Source organism: Stutzerimonas stutzeri (assembly GCF_002909485.1).
Taxonomy (GTDB): domain Bacteria; phylum Pseudomonadota; class Gammaproteobacteria; order Pseudomonadales; family Pseudomonadaceae; genus Stutzerimonas; species Stutzerimonas stutzeri_AH.
Genome location: NZ_PPXG01000007.1, coordinates 191145 through 211345, shown reverse-complemented (window position 1 = coordinate 211345; position 20201 = coordinate 191145). Strand labels below are relative to the sequence as shown.

20 protein-coding genes and 1 pseudogene are annotated in these 20201 nt (G+C 62.5%); 10 read left to right on the top strand and 11 right to left on the bottom strand.

The genetic code is table 11. The features are described 5' to 3' along the window. Nucleotides 1-66: 66 nt before the first annotated feature. The 3 genes from dsbD to dsbG are packed head-to-tail and all read left to right on the top strand — an operon-like array spanning nucleotide 67 to nucleotide 3382. Entirely contained in the window at nucleotides 67-1803 is a 1737-nt protein-coding gene (dsbD, locus tag CXK91_RS17515; RefSeq protein WP_103457359.1) for a protein-disulfide reductase DsbD, read from the top strand. Continuing rightward, a complete protein-coding gene (locus tag CXK91_RS17510; protein WP_103457358.1) occupies nucleotides 1803-2618 on the top strand; it encodes a TlpA family protein disulfide reductase in 816 nt (271 codons plus the stop codon). Before dsbD ends, CXK91_RS17510 begins: the two co-directional genes overlap by 1 nt. After that, nucleotides 2615-3382, top strand: coding sequence for a thiol:disulfide interchange protein DsbG (gene dsbG, locus CXK91_RS17505; RefSeq protein WP_103457357.1), 768 nt, complete (start codon nucleotides 2615-2617; stop codon nucleotides 3380-3382). The genes CXK91_RS17510 and dsbG overlap by 4 nt, the downstream gene beginning before the upstream one ends. Nucleotides 3383-3546: 164 nt before the next feature. On the opposite strand, the gene CXK91_RS17500 is transcribed toward dsbG, so the two are convergent. Further along, on the bottom strand, nucleotides 3547-4218 hold the full coding sequence (locus CXK91_RS17500) for a DUF4197 domain-containing protein (RefSeq protein WP_103457356.1): 672 nt from the start codon (nucleotides 4216-4218) through the stop codon (nucleotides 3547-3549). Nucleotides 4219-4409: 191 nt separating this feature from the next. Between CXK91_RS17500 and CXK91_RS17495 the strand changes: the two genes are divergently transcribed. Continuing rightward, on the top strand, nucleotides 4410-4838 hold the full coding sequence (locus CXK91_RS17495) for an N-acetyltransferase (protein WP_103457355.1): 429 nt from the start codon (nucleotides 4410-4412) through the stop codon (nucleotides 4836-4838). Nucleotides 4839-4845: 7 nt separating this feature from the next. On the opposite strand, the gene plsB is transcribed toward CXK91_RS17495, so the two are convergent. From plsB to CXK91_RS17460, 7 genes and pseudogenes are all read right to left on the bottom strand, one after another. Then, nucleotides 4846-7347 (bottom strand): glycerol-3-phosphate 1-O-acyltransferase PlsB, encoded by a 2502-nt coding sequence (gene plsB / locus CXK91_RS17490; RefSeq protein WP_103457354.1) that lies wholly within the window; start codon nucleotides 7345-7347, stop codon nucleotides 4846-4848. 157 nt (nucleotides 7348-7504) lie between these two features. Next, complete coding sequence (locus CXK91_RS17485) at nucleotides 7505-7918, bottom strand: ester cyclase (RefSeq protein ID WP_103457353.1); 414 nt, start codon at nucleotides 7916-7918, stop codon at nucleotides 7505-7507. A gap of 93 nt (nucleotides 7919-8011) precedes the next feature. Further along, a pseudogene (locus tag CXK91_RS17480) lies at nucleotides 8012-8385 on the bottom strand (hypothetical protein). Next, the gene (locus tag CXK91_RS17475) at nucleotides 8345-9055 is read right to left on the bottom strand and encodes a class I SAM-dependent methyltransferase (protein WP_103457352.1); all 711 of its coding nucleotides are present in this window, start codon (nucleotides 9053-9055) and stop codon (nucleotides 8345-8347) included. The pseudogene CXK91_RS17480 and the gene CXK91_RS17475 overlap by 41 nt, the downstream one beginning before the upstream one ends. Before the next feature lie 90 nt (nucleotides 9056-9145). Continuing rightward, entirely contained in the window at nucleotides 9146-9928 is a 783-nt protein-coding gene (gene blaOXA, locus CXK91_RS17470; protein WP_103457351.1) for a class D beta-lactamase, read from the bottom strand. A 115-nt stretch (nucleotides 9929-10043) separates the two neighbouring features. Further along, complete coding sequence (locus CXK91_RS17465; protein ID WP_103457350.1) at nucleotides 10044-10589, bottom strand: GNAT family N-acetyltransferase; 546 nt, start codon at nucleotides 10587-10589, stop codon at nucleotides 10044-10046. An 84-nt stretch (nucleotides 10590-10673) separates the two neighbouring features. Beyond that, nucleotides 10674-11141, bottom strand: a complete 468-nt coding sequence (locus tag CXK91_RS17460) for a GNAT family N-acetyltransferase (RefSeq protein ID WP_423834081.1) — start codon at nucleotides 11139-11141, stop codon at nucleotides 10674-10676. A 252-nt stretch (nucleotides 11142-11393) separates the two neighbouring features. Here CXK91_RS17460 and CXK91_RS17455 point away from each other — a divergent pair, with 252 nt between their 5' ends. From CXK91_RS17455 to CXK91_RS17440, 4 genes are all read left to right on the top strand, one after another. Further along, nucleotides 11394-12317: an ABC transporter ATP-binding protein gene (locus tag CXK91_RS17455; RefSeq protein WP_103457349.1), complete on the top strand. Its 924-nt coding sequence runs from the start codon at nucleotides 11394-11396 to the stop codon at nucleotides 12315-12317. Then, nucleotides 12314-13045: an ABC transporter permease subunit gene (locus tag CXK91_RS17450; RefSeq protein ID WP_103457348.1), complete on the top strand. Its 732-nt coding sequence runs from the start codon at nucleotides 12314-12316 to the stop codon at nucleotides 13043-13045. The genes CXK91_RS17455 and CXK91_RS17450 overlap by 4 nt, the downstream gene beginning before the upstream one ends. 10 nt (nucleotides 13046-13055) lie before the next feature. Beyond that, nucleotides 13056-14891, top strand: a complete 1836-nt coding sequence (locus CXK91_RS17445; protein ID WP_103457347.1) for a GldG family protein — start codon at nucleotides 13056-13058, stop codon at nucleotides 14889-14891. Nucleotides 14892-15094: 203 nt separating this feature from the next. Continuing rightward, nucleotides 15095-15304: a cold-shock protein gene (locus tag CXK91_RS17440; protein ID WP_003283763.1), complete on the top strand. Its 210-nt coding sequence runs from the start codon at nucleotides 15095-15097 to the stop codon at nucleotides 15302-15304. Between the two features lie 103 nt (nucleotides 15305-15407). Here the strand turns inward: CXK91_RS17440 and CXK91_RS17435 are convergent, their stop codons facing one another. Genes CXK91_RS17435 through dapE form a run of 3 tightly spaced genes read right to left on the bottom strand, consistent with a single transcriptional unit; the run spans nucleotide 15408 to nucleotide 17786 of the window. Further along, the gene (locus CXK91_RS17435) at nucleotides 15408-15779 is read right to left on the bottom strand and encodes a hypothetical protein (protein WP_103457346.1); all 372 of its coding nucleotides are present in this window, start codon (nucleotides 15777-15779) and stop codon (nucleotides 15408-15410) included. 58 nt (nucleotides 15780-15837) lie between these two features. Further along, nucleotides 15838-16644: a putative RNA methyltransferase gene (locus tag CXK91_RS17430; protein WP_103457345.1), complete on the bottom strand. Its 807-nt coding sequence runs from the start codon at nucleotides 16642-16644 to the stop codon at nucleotides 15838-15840. Further along, nucleotides 16638-17786, bottom strand: coding sequence for a succinyl-diaminopimelate desuccinylase (gene dapE, locus CXK91_RS17425; protein WP_103457344.1), 1149 nt, complete (start codon nucleotides 17784-17786; stop codon nucleotides 16638-16640). The genes CXK91_RS17430 and dapE overlap by 7 nt, the downstream gene beginning before the upstream one ends. 127 nt (nucleotides 17787-17913) lie before the next feature. Between dapE and tcdA the strand changes: the two genes are divergently transcribed. Then, entirely contained in the window at nucleotides 17914-18723 is an 810-nt protein-coding gene (tcdA, locus tag CXK91_RS17420; protein ID WP_103457343.1) for a tRNA cyclic N6-threonylcarbamoyladenosine(37) synthase TcdA, read from the top strand. 166 nt (nucleotides 18724-18889) lie between these two features. Beyond that, a complete protein-coding gene (locus CXK91_RS17415; protein ID WP_103457342.1) occupies nucleotides 18890-20191 on the top strand; it encodes an OprO/OprP family phosphate-selective porin in 1302 nt (433 codons plus the stop codon). Nucleotides 20192-20201: the final 10 nt, after the last annotated feature.

The window sequence follows — 20201 nt, the reverse complement described above, 5'->3', positions numbered from 1 at the left end:
GTGTTAATGGCGCGTTAATCCCGCCCCGGCATGCTGCGCGGCAGTCATTTCACTGCCAGGATTCTCATGCGCACATTGGTTCTTCTGCTGTTTCTGTTGGCGCCCGGAATAGCGTTGCCGGCCGGCGGGCTGTTTGGCGGCGGCTCGCAGATTGATTTTCTGCCGGTGGAAGAGGCGTTTGCGCTGACGGTCAGTCCACAGGAGAACGGCGCCACGCTGCTGCACTGGCGGATCGCGCCGGGCTATTACCTCTATCAGCAGCGCCTGCAGTTCGATGGCCTGCCGCCGGAGCGCCAGCCGCCGCTGCCCGAGGGCGAGCCCTACAGCGACGAGTTCTTCGGCGACTCGCAGATATACCGCGACAGCCTCGAATTGCTGATCCCGGCGGACGTGGAGAACAACGTGCGCCTCGGATGGCAGGGCTGCGCCGATGCCGGGCTCTGCTATCCACCGCAGACCCGTGAAGTTTCTCTGAGCGGTGACGGCACCGCCTCGACAGCCTCCGGGCAGGCCGAAGATCAGGCGCTGGTCAGCGGCCTCGAAAATCAGGCACTGGCCTGGAGCCTGCTGGTGTTCTTCGGCCTCGGGCTGTTGCTGGCCTTCACCCCCTGTTCGTTGCCGATGCTGCCGATCCTGGCAGGCATCGTGGTGGGCAGCGGCGCCACTTCACGCCGTGGTGTGGCCCTGGCTTCGACCTATGTTGTCAGCATGGCGCTGGTTTACGCCGTGCTCGGTGTGCTGGCGGCGCTGCTCGGCGCCAACCTGCAGGCGGCGCTGCAGCAGCCCTGGTTGCTGACCAGTTTCGCCGTGCTGTTCGTGCTGCTGGCGCTGCCGATGTTCGGTTTGTTCGAACTGCAATTGCCGGTAGCGCTGCGTGATCGTCTGGAGCGTGCCGGACGCCAGCAGCGCGGTGGCAGTCTGGCCGGTGCCGGTGCGCTGGGCATTCTCTCCGGTCTGCTGGTCGGCCCCTGTATGACCGCGCCACTGGCCGCCGCGCTGTTGTTCATCGCACAGAGCGGCAGTGCGCTACAGGGTGGCCTGGTGCTCTTTGCGCTGGGCCTGGGCATCGGCACGCCGTTGCTGTTGCTGGTGACCGTTGGCCAGCGCTTTCTGCCCACGCCAGGCGCCTGGATGGATCGGGTCAAGGTGGTGTTCGGTTTCCTCTTCCTGGCGGCAGCGCTGTTCGTTGCGCGTCCGTTGCTGGCCGACTGGCTGTGGCTGGGCCTGTGGGGGGCGCTGCTGGTGGTGCTTGCCACCGCCTTGCTGCATGTGGCGCAGGCAGTGCAACGCCAGGGCGTGCTCTGTCAGGCCAGCGGCGTTTTGCTGGGGCTGTGGGGCGCAGCAATGCTGCTGGGTGCGGCCGGCGGCGCGGATGATCCGCGTCGGCCGCTGGCGATCTATGCCGGCGGTGGGGCGGGTGCCATCTCCGCCGAAGCTCACGCGCTCGGTTTCAGCGATCCGGCGGTGCTGGATCGTGAGCTGGCGGCGGCCAAGGCCCAGGGCCAGTGGGTTCTGATCGATTACTACGCCGACTGGTGCGTCTCCTGTAAGGTCATGGAGAAGGAGGTATTCGGCAACGCCGAGGTGCAGGCGAGCCTGGACGGTGTGCGCGTGCTGCGCCCCGACGTGACCCGCAGCGACGCTGCCACCCGCGAGTTGCTGACGCGCTATCAGGTGCTCGGCCCGCCGACATTGGTGTGGATCGGCCCGGATGGTGAGGAGCGCCGCGAACGCCGTATCACTGGCGAGGTCGGCGCCAAGAGCTTTCTTCAGAACTGGAACCAAACCTGGGAGCGAGGTTGATGCTGACTGTGAATATCGGGCCGCTGGCACTGGCGGTGCCTCATGTGATCTTGCTGGGCAGCCTGCTGCTGGCCACTCTGACTGGTTGGTGGGTAGGCCGGCGCAGCGAACGCAATCCGGAGCGGCAGCTGTTTCGCTTGCTGCTGGTGGCGTTGCTGGTGGCACGTCTGGCCTTCGTCGCAATGTACTGGGCGTACTACCGAGACGACTGGCTGAGCGTTATCGATATCCGCGACGGCGGCTTCATCGCCTGGCCTGGGTTGTTCGCCGCGCTGGCGTTGGGTATCTGGTGGGGCTGGCGTGACCGCGAATTGCGCAAGCCACTGGGCATCGCCCTGACGGTGGGAATCCTCAGCTGGGGTTTCAGTAACCTCGCCTGGCATTCCTTCGAGCAGGGCACTCGGCTGCCGGAAATGGCGCTGCGTGACAACCAGGGCCGTCCGGTGGCGCTGGAGGATTATTCCGGTCAGCCACTGGTGATCAATCTCTGGGCGACCTGGTGCCCGCCGTGCCGGCGCGAGATGCCGGTACTTGCCGACGCCCAGGCACGGGAAAGCGATACCTTGTTCCTGTTTATCAACCAGGGCGAGGGGGAGGGGGAGATCAACCGCTTTCTGGAAACCGCGGGGTTGAGTCTCGAAAACGTCCTGCTCGACAGTGGCGGGCGCCTCGGGCAGCACGTCGGTTCCACAGCGCTGCCGACCACGCTGTTCTACAACGCCGATGGCCGCCAGGTCAGCAGCCATCTTGGCGAACTCTCGCACGCCAGCCTGGCGCGCGCGCTGGAAAAACTGAAAGAGGAAGCTGCGCCGTGATTCGATTCAAGCCATTACCCTACCTGCTGGCCGGCGTCAGCCTGCTGGCCCTGCCCATGGCGCAGGCCGAGGAGTTGCCGCAGGCGATCAAGGCCGTCGAGGCCCGTGGCGCCGAGGTCGTCGGCAGCTTCGAGGCACCCGGCGGGCTCAAGGGCTATGCCGCGCGCTACAACGGGCAGGGCATGGCCCTGTATCTCACCCCGGATGGCGAGCATGTGCTGATCGGTAGCCTGCTCGATGCAAAAGGCGAGGACCTGACCCGCGCGCACCTGGAGAAGCTGGTGTACGAACCGCTGGGCAAGGAAATGTGGACCCGCATGCAAGACAGCAGCTGGATCGCTGACGGTAAGGCCGACGCACCGCGCATCATCTACATGTTCAGCGACCCGAACTGTCCGTACTGCAACATGTTCTGGAAGCAGGCACGGCCCTGGGTCGAGTCCGGCAAGGTGCAGTTGCGGCACATCATGGTCGGCATGCTGCGCGCCGACAGCGCTGGCAAATCCGCCGCGCTGCTCAGCGCCAAGGATCCTCAGGCAGCGCTCAATGAGCACGAGGCGGCCGGCAAGGCGAGCAAGCTGAAGGCGCTGGAGAAGATCCCGGCAGCGCTGGAAAAGCAGCTCACCGATAACCTGATGCTGATGAGCGAACTGGGCGCCCAGGCGACTCCGGCGATCTTCTACCTCGACGACAACGGTCGTCTGCAACAGCACCAGGGCGCACCGCAGCCGGATGCCCTGGCGGCGATCATGGGCCCGCGCTGATGGTGTCGCCCTGGGATGGCGTCAAGGTGTTTGGTCGAACATGGGCTGTGAATCGGTGGGCTTTAGCCCGCCGCTAAGGCGAAGCAAACGGAACGCCATTGCCTGGGTGTAAATCACTAGAGCAGCGGCCTACACCTTGCCTCAGGTTCCCCTACCTGCGCGGCTTAGAGCACCCCGAAAACCTTCTTCGCCAAGCTAGTCGCTGCAGCAGCTGGGTTTTTGCGGATGCCGGCTTCCTGCTCGGCGATCACGGTGAACAGGCCATCGAGCGCCTGCTCGGTGACATAGCTTTCGATATTGGCGTAGCTGCCGTTCAGCCCCGACGGCACCTTGGCCGCAACGGCATTGTATTGCTGCGCCAGGCCGACCTGGTCGGTAGCCTGCTTGACGATGGGCAGGAATTTCGCGCGAATCTGGTCGCGGCTGGATTTGTTCAAATACTGGGTGGCCGAGTCATCGCCGCCGGCGAGGATGGCCTTGGCGTCTTGCACGGTCATCTTGCGCACGGCGTCCAGCAGCAGTTGCTGCGCTTCCGGCACGGCCTTTTCGGCAGCCAGGTTCATGCTGTTCTCCAGCTGTTCGACCTGCGCGCCCATGCCCAGCATCTTGAGCATCCGCGAGGCTTTGCCGATGTTGCCCGGCAGCTCGATACGCACGTCTGGATCGCTGCTGAAGCCGCCGGGGCGTCCCAGCTGCTGCACGGCAACCTTGGCCCCTTGGCTCAAAGCATCCTTCAGGCCGCCGCTGGCGTCGCTCTGGGTAAGGTCGGAGAGTGAAAGGGCGAAAGCACTGGCGGAAAGTGCCAGGCCTGCAACGAGTGTCGTGATGCGAAACATGGCGTTTGCCTCATGTTCGGTGGGATTGCTCGGGGACCGTGTGATGGCGCCGAGTGCATGGCCTGCCGCCGATGCTAAAGGATTACGGACTAAAGCGCAGGCGTCCGCCTGCAGTATGTGCCAAGCGCGCCTGGAACATTCTGGCGTCGATGCGCTACCGTTGCGCGCTCGTTGTTACGGAGCCAACCTGCATGATTCGCCTCTTTCACCCCGATGACCTTGAGCCAATTCTGGCAATCTGGCTGAGTGCATCCATTCGCGCTCACGATTTCGTCGACCAAGCTTTCTGGGAGTCGAAGCTGGATGACATGCGCAATATCTATCTGCCTGCGTCGCAGACCTGGGTCTACGAGCAAGGAGGGCAAGTGCAGGGATTCCTCTCTCTGCTCGATGAGGTGTTGGCGGCCATCTTCGTGGCGCCGGATGCCCAAGGCAGCGGTATCGGCTCAGCACTGATCGAGCACGCCAAGGCGATGCGTGAGCGGCTCGATCTCACGGTCTACAGCGGCAACACTGCCAGCGTTGCGTTCTATCACCGCCACGGGTTCGAAGTGCTTGGCGAACGAATGGACGAACACACCGGCCATCCGGAGCTGGCAATGGCCTGGCATCATCGATAGCGGGTAGTCATGGAGTCGTTTCGGGCGGCACTGAGTTGGTGTCATCGTCCTGCCGCTCGAGTGCGACCTGGCGAATCGACAGGCGAATCTCGGCAGGCAGCACGCGCTTGGCAGCACCTTCGGCCAGTTCGGCCAGCTTGTCGTGATAGCCCAACCGGCCTTGCTCGTCAGCGCTGACCACGCCCTGTTCCTGCATGCTCTGGATGAAATGGCGGAACAGCGTTTTGTCGAAGAACTCCGGTGCGTTCAGCCCATGCAGGATCGACAGGCGCTGGGCCATGACCGTGCAGAGATTTTCCAGCTCTTCGGCGCTCAGGCTGTGCTGGCCACTTTTGAGCAGCAATGAGGTAGCCATGTAGAAGCGCTGCAGCGTCTGCACCACCACTCGTGCGAGCAGCGTCAACAGCACGAACTGTCGCGAACTGGGCGCCGGGCGCACGTAATGGCTGCCATCCACCCTGAGCAACCCGTGCTCGACGAATGCGGCGAGCCACTGGTCGATCACCGTTTGCAGTTCCTCGACCTCCCAACGCATGAACAGCTCGGCACGCAGGTAGGGATACAGCGCCTCGGTGAAGCGCTGGATCTGCTCGCGACTGATGCGTGAGCTGTTCTGGAAGAAGCTGGCAAGCAAGGCTGGCAACGCGAAGATGTGCATCACGTTGTTGCGGTAGTAGGTCATCAGAACGGCGTTGTGCTCGTCCAGGTAGAGGATGTTGCCCAGCGCGTCCTTCTGCTCGGCAAGCAGGTCGAGGCTCTTCACGTAGGCGATCAGTGCATTTCCGTCGCCCTCCGGTAGTGTGGTGTGGGGCGAGTAGGGCACCGCACGCAGAAGCGCCTGGTAGAGATCCAGAATCCGCGCCAGCGATTGTTGGTCCAGCGCCTGGCGGCTGGTGGAGAGCATCGCCAGCGCGACCAGGTTGACTGGATTGATCGCCGCTGCCTCGTTCAGGCGCTGGGCTATACGGTCGGCCAGCTGATTGGTCGCGTCGTTCAGCCATTCGGGGCGGAAGTCCGGCGCATGGGTTTGCTGGCGCCAGCCGGGTTGTTGCTGTTCGAGAAATTCGTTGAGCTTGAGCGGCTCGCCGAAGTTGACCCAGACCTGGCCGAAGCGCTGCTTGAGCGCGCCGATGACCTTGAAAATGTCGAAGATCGACTCTTTCTTCTTCGCCGCTCCACGCAGTTCGCCGAGGTAGGTACGGCCCTCCAGTACACGCTCGTAGCCGATGTAGACCGGTACGAAGAGGATCGGCAGACGCGACGAGCGCAGGTAGCTGCGCAGGGTCAGTGCCAGCATGCCGGTCTTTGGCTGCAGCATACGGCCGGTACGCGAGCGGCCACCCTCGACGAAGTACTCCACCGGAAAGCCGCGGGTGAACAGATTGTGCAGGTATTCGTTGAATACCGAGGTGTACAGCGGGTTGCCCTTGAACGAGCGACGCATGAAGAAAGCACCGCCGCGGCGCAGCAGGCTTCCGATGACCGGCATGTTGAGGTTGATACCGGCGGCGATGTGGGGTGGCGTCAGGCCGTTGCGGAAAAGCAGATAGGAGAGCAACAGGTAGTCGATATGGCTGCGGTGGCAGGGGACGTAGATCACCTCATAGCCGCGCACGGCGTCCTGCAGCGGCTCGATATGGTTGACGCGGATGCCGTCGTAGATCTTGTTCCAGAACCAGGACAGCACCACTTCGAGGAAGCGCACCGCCGTATAGGCGTAGTCCGAGGCCACCTCGTTGCCGTAGCGCAGCGCCCTGGCTTCGGCCTTTTCGATGGAAATGTTCTCGCGTTCGGCTTCGTCGCGAATCGCCTGACGGACCTGCGGTGCGTGCACCAGGCCCTTCACCAGATTGCGTCGGTGCGACAGGTCGGGGCCGATCACCGCGGTCTTCTGGTTGCGGAAATGCACTCGCAGCATGCGATGAACCATGCGCAGGGTGCGCTCGTGGCCTTTGTTCAGGGCGATCAGCTCGCTCAGCTGGATCGGGGCGGAAAACTGCACGCGGGTCTTGCGGCCCAGCACCAGAATGCTGAGCAACTTGCGCAGGCGCCCGGTGACCGCCCAACTGTCGGCAAACAACAGCTTCCAGGCGCTGGTCTCACGATTGGGCGACTGCCCCCAGAACACACTGACCGGAATGATCTGCGCATTCTCCACAGCGTTCTGCTCCAGTGCATCGACCAGTCGCACCAGTGCAGGCGGGGCTACCAGCCGCGTACGGCGGCCGAACCAGCTGCTTGGCGGATTCAGAAAGAAGAATGCAGCCGGCTCCACATGTTCACCCACCGCCACATCGGCCACCGGGCGTGGCAGCCCGGCCTTGCTGCATTCGGCGTCCAGCACCGCCAGATCGCTCAGAGAAGGCTGCTGCAGTACATAGAAGACCGGCTTGCTGCGGTCCAGCTTGAGGGTGAAGGCGGACTGGTTGATGGTCTCCGAACGTACCCAGAAGTACAGCACGCGGCGCAACATGGAGAAAAGCAGACGGCGGATGGGGGAGCGGGTCATACGGCAGATTCGGCTATGGAAAGGGGGCGGTGCCCTCGAAGGCGGCAAGTGTGCCGCAAGCGAGGAGGGCGGGCAAAATCTCTGCTGTTTGGCTGGCTCCGGAGCAGAGTGGCAGTTCGGCTGAAGCCCCGGTTACCGGCAGAGCGTTCTAGGGATATCAGCGCCCGTTCGGATCTACTGGAGTCGACAGTTGAGTCTCGATGGCGGGTTTGTCTATGACTGAATGGACCTCGACGATCTTCGGTCCGCTGAACTCGTAGAAGACGTTCTCCGCGAACGAGACCTTCCGCCCATCGACGTCCAGGTCGAGAAAGCGGGCTGCTGGCGAGCAGTTGAATCGCAGCCGACACGCGACTCGCGGTGGCTCGCTGATCAGCAACTCGATGTTGAAGTGCAGGTCGGGAATGGTTGCGTAATCGTTTTCCAGCATCCGCCGATAGCCGGCCAAGCCAATGCGGCTGCCGTTGTGACGTACTTCGTCATGCACGAAGCGCCCGAGATTCGACCAGTCCCTGGCATTGAGGCAGTCGATGTAGGCTCGATAGATACCGGACAGTTCTGGCGGCGTCATGGATGAATCCTCCTTTGCATGAGTCGAGCGGCCGTCCTGTTTGTCAGTGAGCAGGCTCGCATCGTTTATCTCGGGTCAGCTATGGCGGAGGCTTCAGCGTGTGCGAAGTCGAGCGCCGCCGTAGGCCCCGGCCAGAAACAGCAGCGACCAGATCAGCAGGACCCCACGCCCACCGCCAGCAGCGGACTGGGCGGCAAGAACACAATTAAGTACAACGCCTGTCCGAAGACGACACCCAGATACAGCGCCCAGAGTGGTCTTGGCACGATGAAGCCCGACAGCACGCCCGCCACAAACAAGGTTCCACTGTAGTACAGACCGCCCGCATCCCATGGTTCAGCCTGACCGCTGAGCCAGGGCGACAGAGCCCAGATGCCGGCGCCCGCAAGCGTGGCGATCAGCAGCGCTTGCAGCACCGGTAGGAGGCTATGGCGCATCGGGCGCGGCCCGCCTGGAGTACCACGCATGGATAAGGCCGGCCTGGTAGAAGGGCACGGGATTGGCAAAGCCGCCGGCTTCTATAATGGCCGCGACTTGCTCGCGAGGCAGTATCGCCACGTCGCGCGCATAGGCGGCGCGCATCTGCTCCAGGCCCGCCGCCGGAATGCCGGCCACTGTCATCATGTTTAGCCAGGTTTCGAGCAGGGCATCGTAGTGTGGTGAGGAAACGTCTGATGCCAAATCCGAGCTCGCCAGTAAAGCGCCAGGACGAAGCCGGGCAGCAATGGTGCAAAAGAAGTCAGCACGAGCGTCGTGCTCCAGAATGAACTGGGACACCAGAAAGCACGTCGCTGCATCGAAGGCGGCTTGCTCGGGCAACGATTGCAGATACCCTTCGTGGAAATGGCAGCGCTCGGCGTAGCCGCCTTTGATCGCTTTGTCGCGACACACCGCTAGCATCGGCCCGGAAGGCTCGACGGCGGTAAAGGTCCAGCCAGGGAAGCGCTGGGCCAGATAGGCGATTTCCTCGCCGGTGCCTGCGCCAATGCACAGAACCCGAGCGTTGGCTGGGAGCTCTGCAAACACCGCCTCGAGAAGGAAATGCAGCGCGTCGCGAATCGGCGCGGTTCTGGCCCAGCGCTCGTCGTAGCTGGACGCCTGTTGATCGAAGATGTCTTTTATCTCATCGCTGCGCATGGCGGCTTCCCGAGTGAGCTGGTGTTCGATCGGTGCTTCGCCGCCGCAAGTGCGTGAAGCGAGAAGAGAACCTGACCTCGTCGAGCGTAATCAATGTGCGGGCAGAATGCCTTTGGCCCGCAGTGCATCCAGTGCAATCTGCTGGCGCAGTGGCAGGTCCGCGGCGTCGCGGGTATCGAGGTTCAAGGCGAACAGCCAGATATTCTCGCCACCCTCAACGTAACCGATATACCAGCCGACTCCGGGCGTGCTGCGGTTGGCCCAGCCGGTTTTGGCATACAGCCGATAATCCTTCGTCGTGTCGGCGAGCATTACGGCTTTCAATGTGTCATAGCTGCTCGCCCGGTAGGGCAGGCTGCGCTCGACGATACGTTTGAGCAGGTCTATCTGTTGCTCGGCGCTGATGGTCAGCGAGCCATCGAGCCAGAACTCGGTGCCGTTGAAGGGTTGTTGCAACTGCCCATAGCGGGCCCGATGAATATGGCCAGGATAGCTAGCCGCCCCCACTCGCTGCGCCAGCCATTGATAGCACCAGACACAGCTGACCCTGAATGCGCTTTTCAACGTCTGGTCGCGGTTCCAATCCTCGATCTCGTAACGGGTGTTATCCCACGGGATGATCTCGTCAGCCCCGGCGATGGCACCTTCCTCCAGCGCGATCAGCGTGTTCAGCACCTTGAAGGTGGATGCGGCGGTGAACGGCTGCTTCGCTCGGGCGTTGTTGTGAAGGTAGCGCTGCCCGGTTTCAGCCGATTCGATCACGAGCGTCCCCTCGACGCCGGCCTTGTCGAACAGCCGGGCGATATCGGCATCTTCCGCATGAGTGACGCCGGAAAGGCCGAGGAGCAGAAGCGCGAGGAACAGCTGGGGCATTGAAGAAGATCCGTAGGGTAGAGATGAGAGTCTGGCTATGCGCGTGCCGTTCTAGCAGGGTTTCCAGCGAAGTCCAGCCAATCGTGAATGAACGGTCAGGCATCTGCTGCGCGCCTCATAACGCTGGGCGGGACAGGCGATAAAGGCAGTGCCAGCGCAGCGGATTGTCAGGAGGCACGTGAGGGTGCTCGAATCTGTCGGATTCGCGCATCCCAAGACGCCCCATGACGGCGCGCGACCGGCGGTTTTCGACAGCGGTAAACGATACGATTTCCGAAAGATCGAGCGTATCGAATCCCACGCAAAGCGCCGCACGCGCGGCCTCCGTTGCTAGCCCTTTGCCCCAATGTGCAGCGGCCAGGCGCCAGCCGATCTCCACGCATGGGGAGAAGGGCAGTTCCAGGGACGGCGTATGAAGTCCTACGAAACCGATGAACTCACCAGACGCCTTTAGCTCTGCAGCCCAGAAACCCCAGCCACGTTGACTGATCAAGGCCCGGCAGCGGTCAGCCATCGTGTCGCTTTCGGCACGGCTGAGCAGCGCGGGGAAGTACTCCATTACGCTGGGGTCCGCATTCAATGCCGCGAATGGCGCGTAGTCGGCCGGCTTCCATTGCCGCATGAGCAGGCGTTCGGTTTCGAATTCGATCGGGTCCGGCATGGCTGAGGTGGCTCGGGTCGGATGAAGGTTGTTTGTTTTCAGTGACTCCGTTTTCGAGAACGGTGGCGGTGGCTTGGTCGTGGCCTAACCAGGATCGCTCACATAGCTGAGCGTAAGGCGCAGCATGTCCATGTGCTGAATGCCGTCCTCGATGATCGGTTCGCAATAGTGCTCGATGAAGAAGTCCCGCTCTATTCGTGTAACCCGAAAGCCTTGGCGTTGATAGAACGCCAGTTGATAGCCGAACGAACCCGTGCCCACTTCGAGCCGGCTGGCGCCCAGCCTGCGGTAGTGGTCAATGATCCATTTCAGCAGCGCTGAACCGTAGCCCGCGTTCTGCCGGGTTGGCCGTACCGCGATATTCATTAGCTCATACGCACTCCCGTCGATGGGCTGCACAACGCCGATACCGACGACCGTTCCGTCGAACGATGCCGCGAAGCACGTCGAGTTCGCCATATACGAGCAAACCTTGTCTGGCGAGGGATCGGCTAGCAGCAATAGGTCCATTGGCGCCTGTGAGGCGGGAATCTCGCCTATGTGCAGGGACATGTGCCGTTTACCTTGAGACGCGCCGCGATCAGGGCGGCTGTTTTCGATGGATTCGAAAACGTACTCGAAGCGGCGTGCGGGGTCCATTGCTTCCCTTGGGGGCGTCGAGGCAACGTTTGGCAATCGTTGCCGCCAAGCCGCGCAGTTGCATTCGTCCGGTAGCTGTTCTTATAGTTCCGCCGGCATTTTTGCAGGGCCTGGTCCGTGCCGCGCGGGCGGCGTGCCAGACCTTCAGCGCACTGGTGAGAGCCCATGATCGAAATAAGCAACCTGACCAAGCGTTTTGCCCAGCACACCGCCGTAGATGACCTGTCATTCCAGGTTCGCCGCGGAGAGGTGCTGGGGTTTCTCGGCCCGAATGGTGCGGGAAAATCCACCACCATGAAGATGTTGACCGGCTTTCTCACGCCGACTTCCGGCACTGCGAGCATTCTCGGTCACGATATCCAGTCTCAGCGGCTGCAGGCCCAGCGACAGATCGGCTATCTGCCCGAGGGCGCGCCGTGCTATGGCGACATGACGGTGCGCGGCTTTCTCGACTTCATCGCCGAGGTGCGCGGCTTTCGCAGCGCGGGCAAGCGCCAGCGGGTCGAGGCTGCGGTAGCGCAGGTTGAACTGGAGCATGTGCTGGGGCAATCCATCGAGACCCTATCCAAGGGTTTCAAGCGTCGCGTCGGTCTGGCACAGGCGATCCTTCACGACCCCAAGGTGCTGATTCTCGACGAGCCCACCGACGGCCTCGATCCGAACCAGAAGCATCAGGTGCGTCAGCTGATCCAGGGCCTGGCGCAGGACAAGATCGTCATCATTTCCACGCACATTCTCGAAGAGGTGAGCGCGGTGTGCACGCGGGCGGTGGTGATCGCCCATGGCAGGCTGGTGGCGGACGGCACGCCGTTGGAGCTGGAAAGTCGTTCGAAGTATCACCAGGCAGTCACCCTGGTCAGCGATGCTCCGTTGGATGACGTGGCGCTGGCGGCGCTACCAGGTGTCTCAGGGGTCGAGGCCAACGAGCGAGAGCACAGCGTGACCGTGTTGGCGCAGCCTGGGCAGGTGATCTTCCCGCAGGTCAACGCGCTGATCAGTCAGCAGGGCTGGGTGATAAAGGAGCTGGACGTGGAGCGCGGCCGGTTGGATGAGGTGTTCCGTAACCTGACCCGTGGGGAGTCGCTATGACCCAGTTGCCGGTTATCTTCAAGCGTGAGCTAGGCAGCTACTTCGCCACGCCGCTCGCCTATGTCTTCATCGTGATCTTTCTGGTGCTGTCCGGGGTGTTCACCTTCTACCTGGGCGGCTTCTACGAGCGTGGCCAGGCCGATCTGACTCCGTTCTTCAGCTTCCATACCTGGCTCTATCTGTTCCTGGTGCCGGCAATCGCCATGCGCCTATGGGCGGAGGAGCGCAAATCGGGTTCGATCGAGTTGCTGATGACCCTGCCGATCACCCGTTTAGAAGCGGTTGGCGGCAAGTTCCTCGCCGCTTGGGTGTTCGCCGGAATCGCCCTGCTGTTGACCTTCCCGATGGTCATCACCGTCAACTACCTGGGCGAGCCGGACAATGGCGTGATCGCCGCAGGCTATCTTGGCAGCTGGCTGCTGGCCGGTGCCTTTCTGGCGATCGGTTCGTGCATGTCGGCGCTGGCGAAGAATCAGGTAATTGCCTTCATCCTCTCGGTGGCGGTGTGCTTCCTGTTCATCGTCAGCGGCTTGCCGATGGTGCTTGATGCCCTGGCCTGGGCGCCGCAGTGGCTGGTCGATGCGGTGGCTTCGCTGAGCTTCCTGATCCGTTTCGATTCCATCAGCAAGGGTGTGATCGACCTGCGTGACCTGCTGTATTTCGTCACGCTGATCATCGCCTGGCTGGCGGCTACCGCCGTGGTCGTCGATCTGAAGAAAGCCGCCTGAGGGAACAGACATGAAACGAGTCATCTATTCCGGTGCCGGGCTGCTACTGATTGCGCTGGCCTTCCTGGTGTTCAACGGTCTTTCAGGCATGCTGTTCACCAATGCGCGGCTCGACCTGACCGAGCAGAAGCTCTATACGATCTCCGAAGGCACCGAGCGCATTCTCGACGGTTTGCAGACGCCCATCGAACTGCACTTTTTCTATTCGGACGGTACCGCCAAGGAGCTGGTGGCGTTGCGTAACTACGCGCGCCGCGTCGAGGAGATGCTCCGGGCCTATCAGCGAGCCTCCGGCGGCAAGCTCAAGCTGCATGTGATCGACCCGCAGCCGTTCTCCGAGGAAGAGGACCGCGCAGCCGAATTCGGCCTGCAAGCGGTGCCGCTCAACCAAAGCGGCGACAAAGTCTACTTCGGCCTGGCTGGCACCAACTCCGAGGGCAGCACGCAGATCATTCCGTTCTTTCCGTTGGATCAGGAAGAGTTTCTCGAGTACGAAATAAGCCGGTTGGTACAGGGCCTGGCGGCCGGCGAGCTGCCGGTGGTCGGAGTGCTGTCCGGATTGCAGCTCACCGGCGGCTTCGACATGCGTACCCAACAGGCGACGCCACCGTGGATGGTGCTGGAGGAGGTCCGCCAGCTGTTCCATATCGAGAGCTTGCGTCGTGATGTGGACATGATCCCGACCAATGTGTCGGTGCTGCTGCTGATCCACCCGAAGGATCTGCCGGAGCAGACGCTGTATGCCATCGACCAGTTCGTCCTGCGTGGCGGCAAGCTGCTCGCGTTCGTCGATCCCCATAGCGAGGTCGACCCGGGCATGGGCATTGGCCCTGGCGAGTTCGGGGAGGAGCGCGCCTCTGATCTCGAGCCGCTGTTCAAGGCCTGGGGCGTGCGCATGGTCCCGCAGCGTGCGCTGGTCGATGCGGCCTACGCCATGTCGGTGGGTGTCGGCGCCGAGCGTCGCCCGGTTCGCCACGCGGGCTGGTTGAGCCTGCCGCGTGTGGCGCTGGATCAGGACGACGTGACCACAGCCGGGCTGGAAAATATCACCATTGCCAGCGCTGGCATGCTCGAGTCGCTGGAGGGTGCGACGACGCGCTTCACACCGCTGCTCACCAGCTCCGAATACGCCATGCCGGTGGATGCCGAGCGCTTTGCAACCCTGGACAATCCGGAAACGCTGCTGCTCGACCTCAAACCGACCGGTGAACGCTATACGCTGGCTGCGCGAATCCAGGGGGCAGCTAAAACCGCGTTCCCGGATGGCATCGAAGGGCGCGAGAAGGGCATTCAGGAAAGCCAGAACATCAACGTCATTGCCATCGCCGATACCGACCTGCTCAGTGATCGGATGTGGGTGCAGGTGCAGGACTTCTTCGGCCAGCGCATCCCGCAGCCCTGGGCGGACAACGGGGCGTTCGTGATCAATGCGCTGGACAATCTATCCGGCACCGATGCGCTGATCAGTGTGCGCTCCCGCGGCCGCTTCACCCGCCCGTTCGTGGTGGTGGAAGCCTTGCAGCGTCAGGCCGAAAATCGCTTCCGCGAGAAGGAAGAAGTGCTGCAGCAGCGCCTGGCCGATACCGAGCAGCAGCTGGCCGAGCTGCAGAACCCGGACCCCGAAAAGGCTCTGGAGCTGACCAGCGATCAGGAGCAGGCGCTGCGTCAGTTCATGCAGGAAAAGGTCCGTATCCGCAAGGAACTGCGCGAGGTGCGCTACCAGCTCAACGCCGACATCGAGGCGCTGGGGCGTACGCTCAAGTTTGCCAATATCGCGCTGGTGCCATTGGCGCTGACGCTGGGCGTGCTGGCGTTGTGGCTGTGGCGGCGCCGGCGCAGTGCCTGATCCAAGCGCCTGCCCCCGGCGCTGATCGGGGCAGGCGCAGAGGTAAGAGTGGCTGTGGAAAAAAGAGGCTGACAGCCAAAATCGTTGTTTTATACTCCGGCAACGGCTGCGTTCGAGTCGCATTTGCGCTGAAGCTACTGCACGAGACGTGGTCGTCGACCCCTCTTCCGAGGAATAACAAAAAGCGAGTTGGAGAAGTGGTAATGGCTGAGCGCGAGACAGGAACCGTCAAATGGTTCAACGATGCAAAAGGCTACGGATTCATTCAGCGGGGTAATGGCGCCGACGTGTTCGTGCATTACCGCGCCATCCGTGGCGACGGCCACCGCTCGCTGGCCGAAGGGCAGCAGGTGGAGTTTTCGGTGACTCAGGGCCAGAAGGGCCTGCAGGCCGAAGACGTCGCCGGCGTCTGACCTCGGTTGCACAATGACAAAGCTCGTCCAAGTGACGGGCTTTGTTTTTTACGCGCCGGGGAGTTCTAGCCCGCCACCGATAAGCGATGAAGAACGCTGGCGGTCAGCCCGTGTGCCAGACGATCTCCTCTTCGCCGTCATCGCTGATGCGGATCCAGCGGTCAGCCACTTCAACGGCTTCCTCTTCCTGCCAGCCGCCCGGCGCGCAACGGATTTCAACGCCCAAGGCGGCGTGAGCGGCGCGGGCGCAAGCGAGGTCGTCCGCCCAAGGCGTGGCGTCGCTTTCCAGCAGCAGGCAATGCCATTTGCCCACCGCTTTCGGCAGCCAGGTCACCGGAATGCCGCCGGCGCTGCATTTGAAAGTCTGGCCTTTCTGTTGCCAGGCGGAGCAGGAGCCAATGGCCTGGGCCAGCCACTCGCCGACGGCTTGCTGGCTGGCATCCCTGAGGTAGATCTCGATATCGGGTTGACGCATGGGCGACTGCCTTATGTGGTGGAGCGGGGTCTTCGAGCATCGGCAAAACATACGAACGCTAGGGTGTGCGTTCGATCCAGTCGTAGCGTATCGCAACCCGCACGCTGAGGTGACTGTCGATCACCGCTGTGCGGCGATCAGCGCTGGCGCGCCAGCCATGCGGCGTCATCGCCAGTAGGTCGGCACGGGCTTGGGCATTGTCCAGTTGCAGCTCGTAGCTGAGGGTTTCGCTATGGGCCAGGCGCATGCCTTCGGGAATCAGCGACAGGTGCTTCTCGTCGTCGTAGTCGCGCACTTCATCGTAGAGCCGCGCGCGCAGCTCCCACAGATGTTCGCGGGTCGGCCCCATGCGCAGCAGTCCGCCGCCTGGGGGCAGCAAACGCTTCGCTTCCTGCCAGTCGAGTGGGCTGAACACGCTGGCCAGCAGGTTGCAGCTGGCATCGGCCAGCGGCACGCGGGCCATGCTCGCCACCAGCCACTCCAGCTGCGGGGCTCGCTTGCAAGCGCGTTTGATCGCCTCGCGGGATATGTCCAACGCATAGCCTTCGGCGTCTGGCAGCTCCTCGGCCAGCTGCGCGGTGTAGTAGCCCTCGCCACAGCCAATGTCGAGCCAGCGCTGCGGTGTGCGCTCGGCGGCCAATTCGGCCAGGCGTCGGGCCAGCGGCGCGTAATGGCCACCGTCGAGAAAACGCCGGCGCGCCTCGACCATGGCCTGGTTGTCGCCGGGGTCGCGGCTGTTCTTGTGTTGCACCGGAAGCAGGTTCAGGTAGCCCTGGCGCGCACGGTCGAAACGGTGATTGGCCGGACAGGCCACGCCGTTGTCGACCGCGCTCAGTGGCGCCTGGCAGATTGGGCAGATCAGCATGCGAGCAGGTTCACCAGTGTCTGGTAGTAGATCTCGGTCAGCAGATCGAGATCGCTGGCGAGGATGTGCTCGTCGACCTGATGGATCGTGGCATTGACCGGGCCGAGCTCGACCACCTGGGTACCGAGAGTGGCTATGAAGCGCCCATCCGAGGTGCCGCCGCTGGTGGACGGCTTGGTCTCGCGGCCGGTGACGCTGCGAATCGCCTTGGCGACGCCGTCAAGCAGGGCGCCGGGCTCGGTGAGGAAGGGCAGGCCGGACAGCGCCCAATCGACACTCCAGTCCAGACCGTGCTTGTCGAGAATCGCGGCGGTGCGCTGCTTGAGCTGCTCGACGGTGGATTCGGTGGAGAAACGAAAATTGAACACCGCCTCCAGCGTACCGGGAATCACGTTGGTCGCGCCGGTGCCGGCATTAAGATTGGATATCTGGAAGCTGGTCGGCGGGAAGAAGGCATTGCCGTCGTCCCAGTGCTCGGCGGCCAGTTCTGCCAGGGCTGGCGCGGCCAGGTGGATCGGGTTCTTTGCCAGATGCGGATAGGCGACGTGGCCTTGCTGGCCGCGTACGGTCAGCGTGCCGCCCAGCGAACCGCGCCGACCATTTTTCACTACGTCACCCACCAGCGAGGTGCTCGAAGGCTCGCCGACGATGCACCAGTCCAGGCGCTGGCCACGCTCGCGCAGGCGCTCGACGACGGCCTTGGTGCCGTGGTGCGCAGGGCCTTCTTCATCACTGGTGATGAGAAAGGCGATCTGCCCCTTGTGATTCGGGTGATCGGCGGTGAAGCGCTCCACTGCCACGACCATCGCCGCAAGGCTGCCTTTCATATCTGCCGCGCCGCGGCCGTGGAGCATGCCCTGCTCGTCGATGCGCGCACTGAACGGCGGATTCTGCCAGGCCTGCAGCGGGCCGGTAGGGACCACATCGGTGTGGCCGGCGAAGCACAACACCGGGCCTTCGGTACCGCGAATGGCCCAGAAATTCTCCACGTCCTCGATATGCATCGGCTCGATGGCGAAGCCGCAGGCCGCCAGGCGCTGACTCATCAGCTGCTGGCAGCCTTCGTCCAGCGGTGTGACCGAGGGGCGGTTGATCAGCTCGCAGGCGAGTTCGAGCGTCGGGGAAAGGGCTGGGGCGGTCATCACGGCTCCGGTGCGGCGGGGAAAGGGCGCCATATTAAAGCAAAGCCGTGGCAGCGGTGACGGCCGGATGCAGTGGTCATGGCGTCATGAGGTCTTATAATTGCCCGGTTTTCTCCGGGGAGTCGGCATGTCTATCGATGATCAGCGTTTCGGCGGCATTGCCCGTCTGTACGGCCGACTCGGCCTCGAACGGCTTACCGCTGCGCATGTGGCTGTGGTCGGCATCGGCGGCGTCGGCTCGTGGGCGGCCGAGGCGCTGGCGCGCAGCGGGGTTGGCGAGATCAGCCTGTTTGACCTGGACGACGTATGCATCACCAACACCAACCGGCAGATCCATGCCCTCGATGGCGCGGTAGGTAAAGCCAAGGTCGATGAGATGGCCGCGCGCATTCGCGCGATCAACCCGGCCTGCCAAGTCCATGCCGTGGCTGACTTTGTTACTCGCGAAACCATGGCCGAGTACATCACCGAAAACATGGATTGCGTCATCGACTGCATCGACAGCGTGTCGGCCAAGGCTGCGCTGATCGCCTGGTGCAAGCGGCGCAAGATCCAGATCATCACCACCGGCGGTGCTGGCGGGCAAGTCGATCCGACGCAGATTCAGGTCACTGATCTGAACAAGACCTTCAACGATCCGCTGGCTGCGAAGGTGCGCTCGTTGCTGCGCCGCGAATACAACTTTTCCCGCACTCCAGGGCGTACCTACAGCGTGCCATGTGTGTTCTCTACCGAGCAGTTGCGTTATCCGAAGCCGGACGGTGGTGTTTGCCAGAGCAAGAGTTTCGTCGGGGAGGGGGTCAAGTTGGACTGCGCCGGCGGCTTCGGTGCGGTGACCATGGTGACCGCCAGTTTCGGCATGGTCGCTGCGGCAAAGGCTGTAGACAAACTCGTAGCCGGAGCGAGACGCCCGAGTGAACGCAAGGCCGTCGAATGAGCCAAGGCCGCTCGATCGCTCCATGACGTGCTTCAAAAGAAAGTTCCGCTGTCACAAAAGCTTTACATCTCAGCCACTTGGCTGAAATACACCGTCGCCAAGATTCCCCCGAACACAAAGAGCCCATCTCGTGTGTTTCCGACGCTAAACATAAAGGGGAATTTTGATGATCCGTAAGCACTTCGCCGGTTTCGCCGCCAGCGCCCTGGCTCTGGCCGTTTCCGCCCAGGCTTTCGCCGGCACCGTCACCACTGACGGCGCCGATATCGTTGTCAAGACCAAGGGTGGCCTGGAAGTCGCCACGACGGACAAACAGTTCAGCTTCAAGGTAGGCGGCCGCCTGCAGGCCGACTACAGCCAGTTCGACGGCTTTTACACAGTTAACGGCGACAGCGCCGATGCTGCCTACTTCCGCCGTGCCTTCATCGAGATCGGTGGCGTTGCGTTCACCGACTGGAAATATCAGTTCAACTACGACCTGTCGCACAACGCCGGCAGCAGCGAAGACGGCTACTGGGATGAGGCTTCGATCCAGTACTCCGGTTTCAATCCGGTCAATATCAAGGTCGGTCGCTTCGACCCCGACTTCGGTCTGGAAAAAGCCACCAGCTCCAAGTGGGTAACCGCTCCCGAGCGTAACGCCGCTTACGATCTGGTCGACTGGACCAACGGCCACCAGAACGGTCTGGGTATTCAGGTCAACGGTACTGCCGGTCCATCCCTGTACGGTTCCCTCGGCCTGCATGCCAAGGATCAGAACGACGTCGACGGCGACAGCGTCAAGCAATTCAACGTGCGTGGCGTTTTCGCCCCGATGCACGAAGCCGGTAACGTGCTGCACTTGGGCGTGAACTTCGCCCAGCGTGACCTCGATGACGTCGGCGGCCTGGACACCCGTATCCGCAGCCGTCTGGGCATGCGCGGCGTATCCACCTCCGGTGGCAACGACGCGGGTACCAACGGCAACCGTCTGTTGCTGGGCGGCGCCAACAACCAACTTGCCGGTTCCTACGGCGACGACACCGCCTGGGGTCTGGAAGCGGCATGGGCTATGGGCCCGCTGTCGATCCAGGGTGAATACATCAAGCGTGAGCTGGATGCCGATTCCAGTGCCAATGAAGACATCGAAGCCAAGGGCTACTACGCCCAGATCGCGTACACCCTGACCGGTGAAGCGCGTGACTACAAACTGGGTCGTTTCGATGCCATCAAGCCGAGCAACAAGCAGACCGGCGCCTGGGAAGTCTTCTACCGCTACGATTACATCGAAGGCGACGACGACTCTGTTGGCATCAACGCGGGCAGCACCGTCGAAGGCAAGGTGCACAACGTTGGTCTGAACTGGTACGCCAACGACAACGTTCGCCTGACTGGCGCCTATGTGAAGGCCAAGGTCGACAACCAGGAGAATGCCGATGGCGATGACTCTGGTGACGGCATTGTGCTGCGTGCCCAGTACGCGTTCTAAACATCACCCT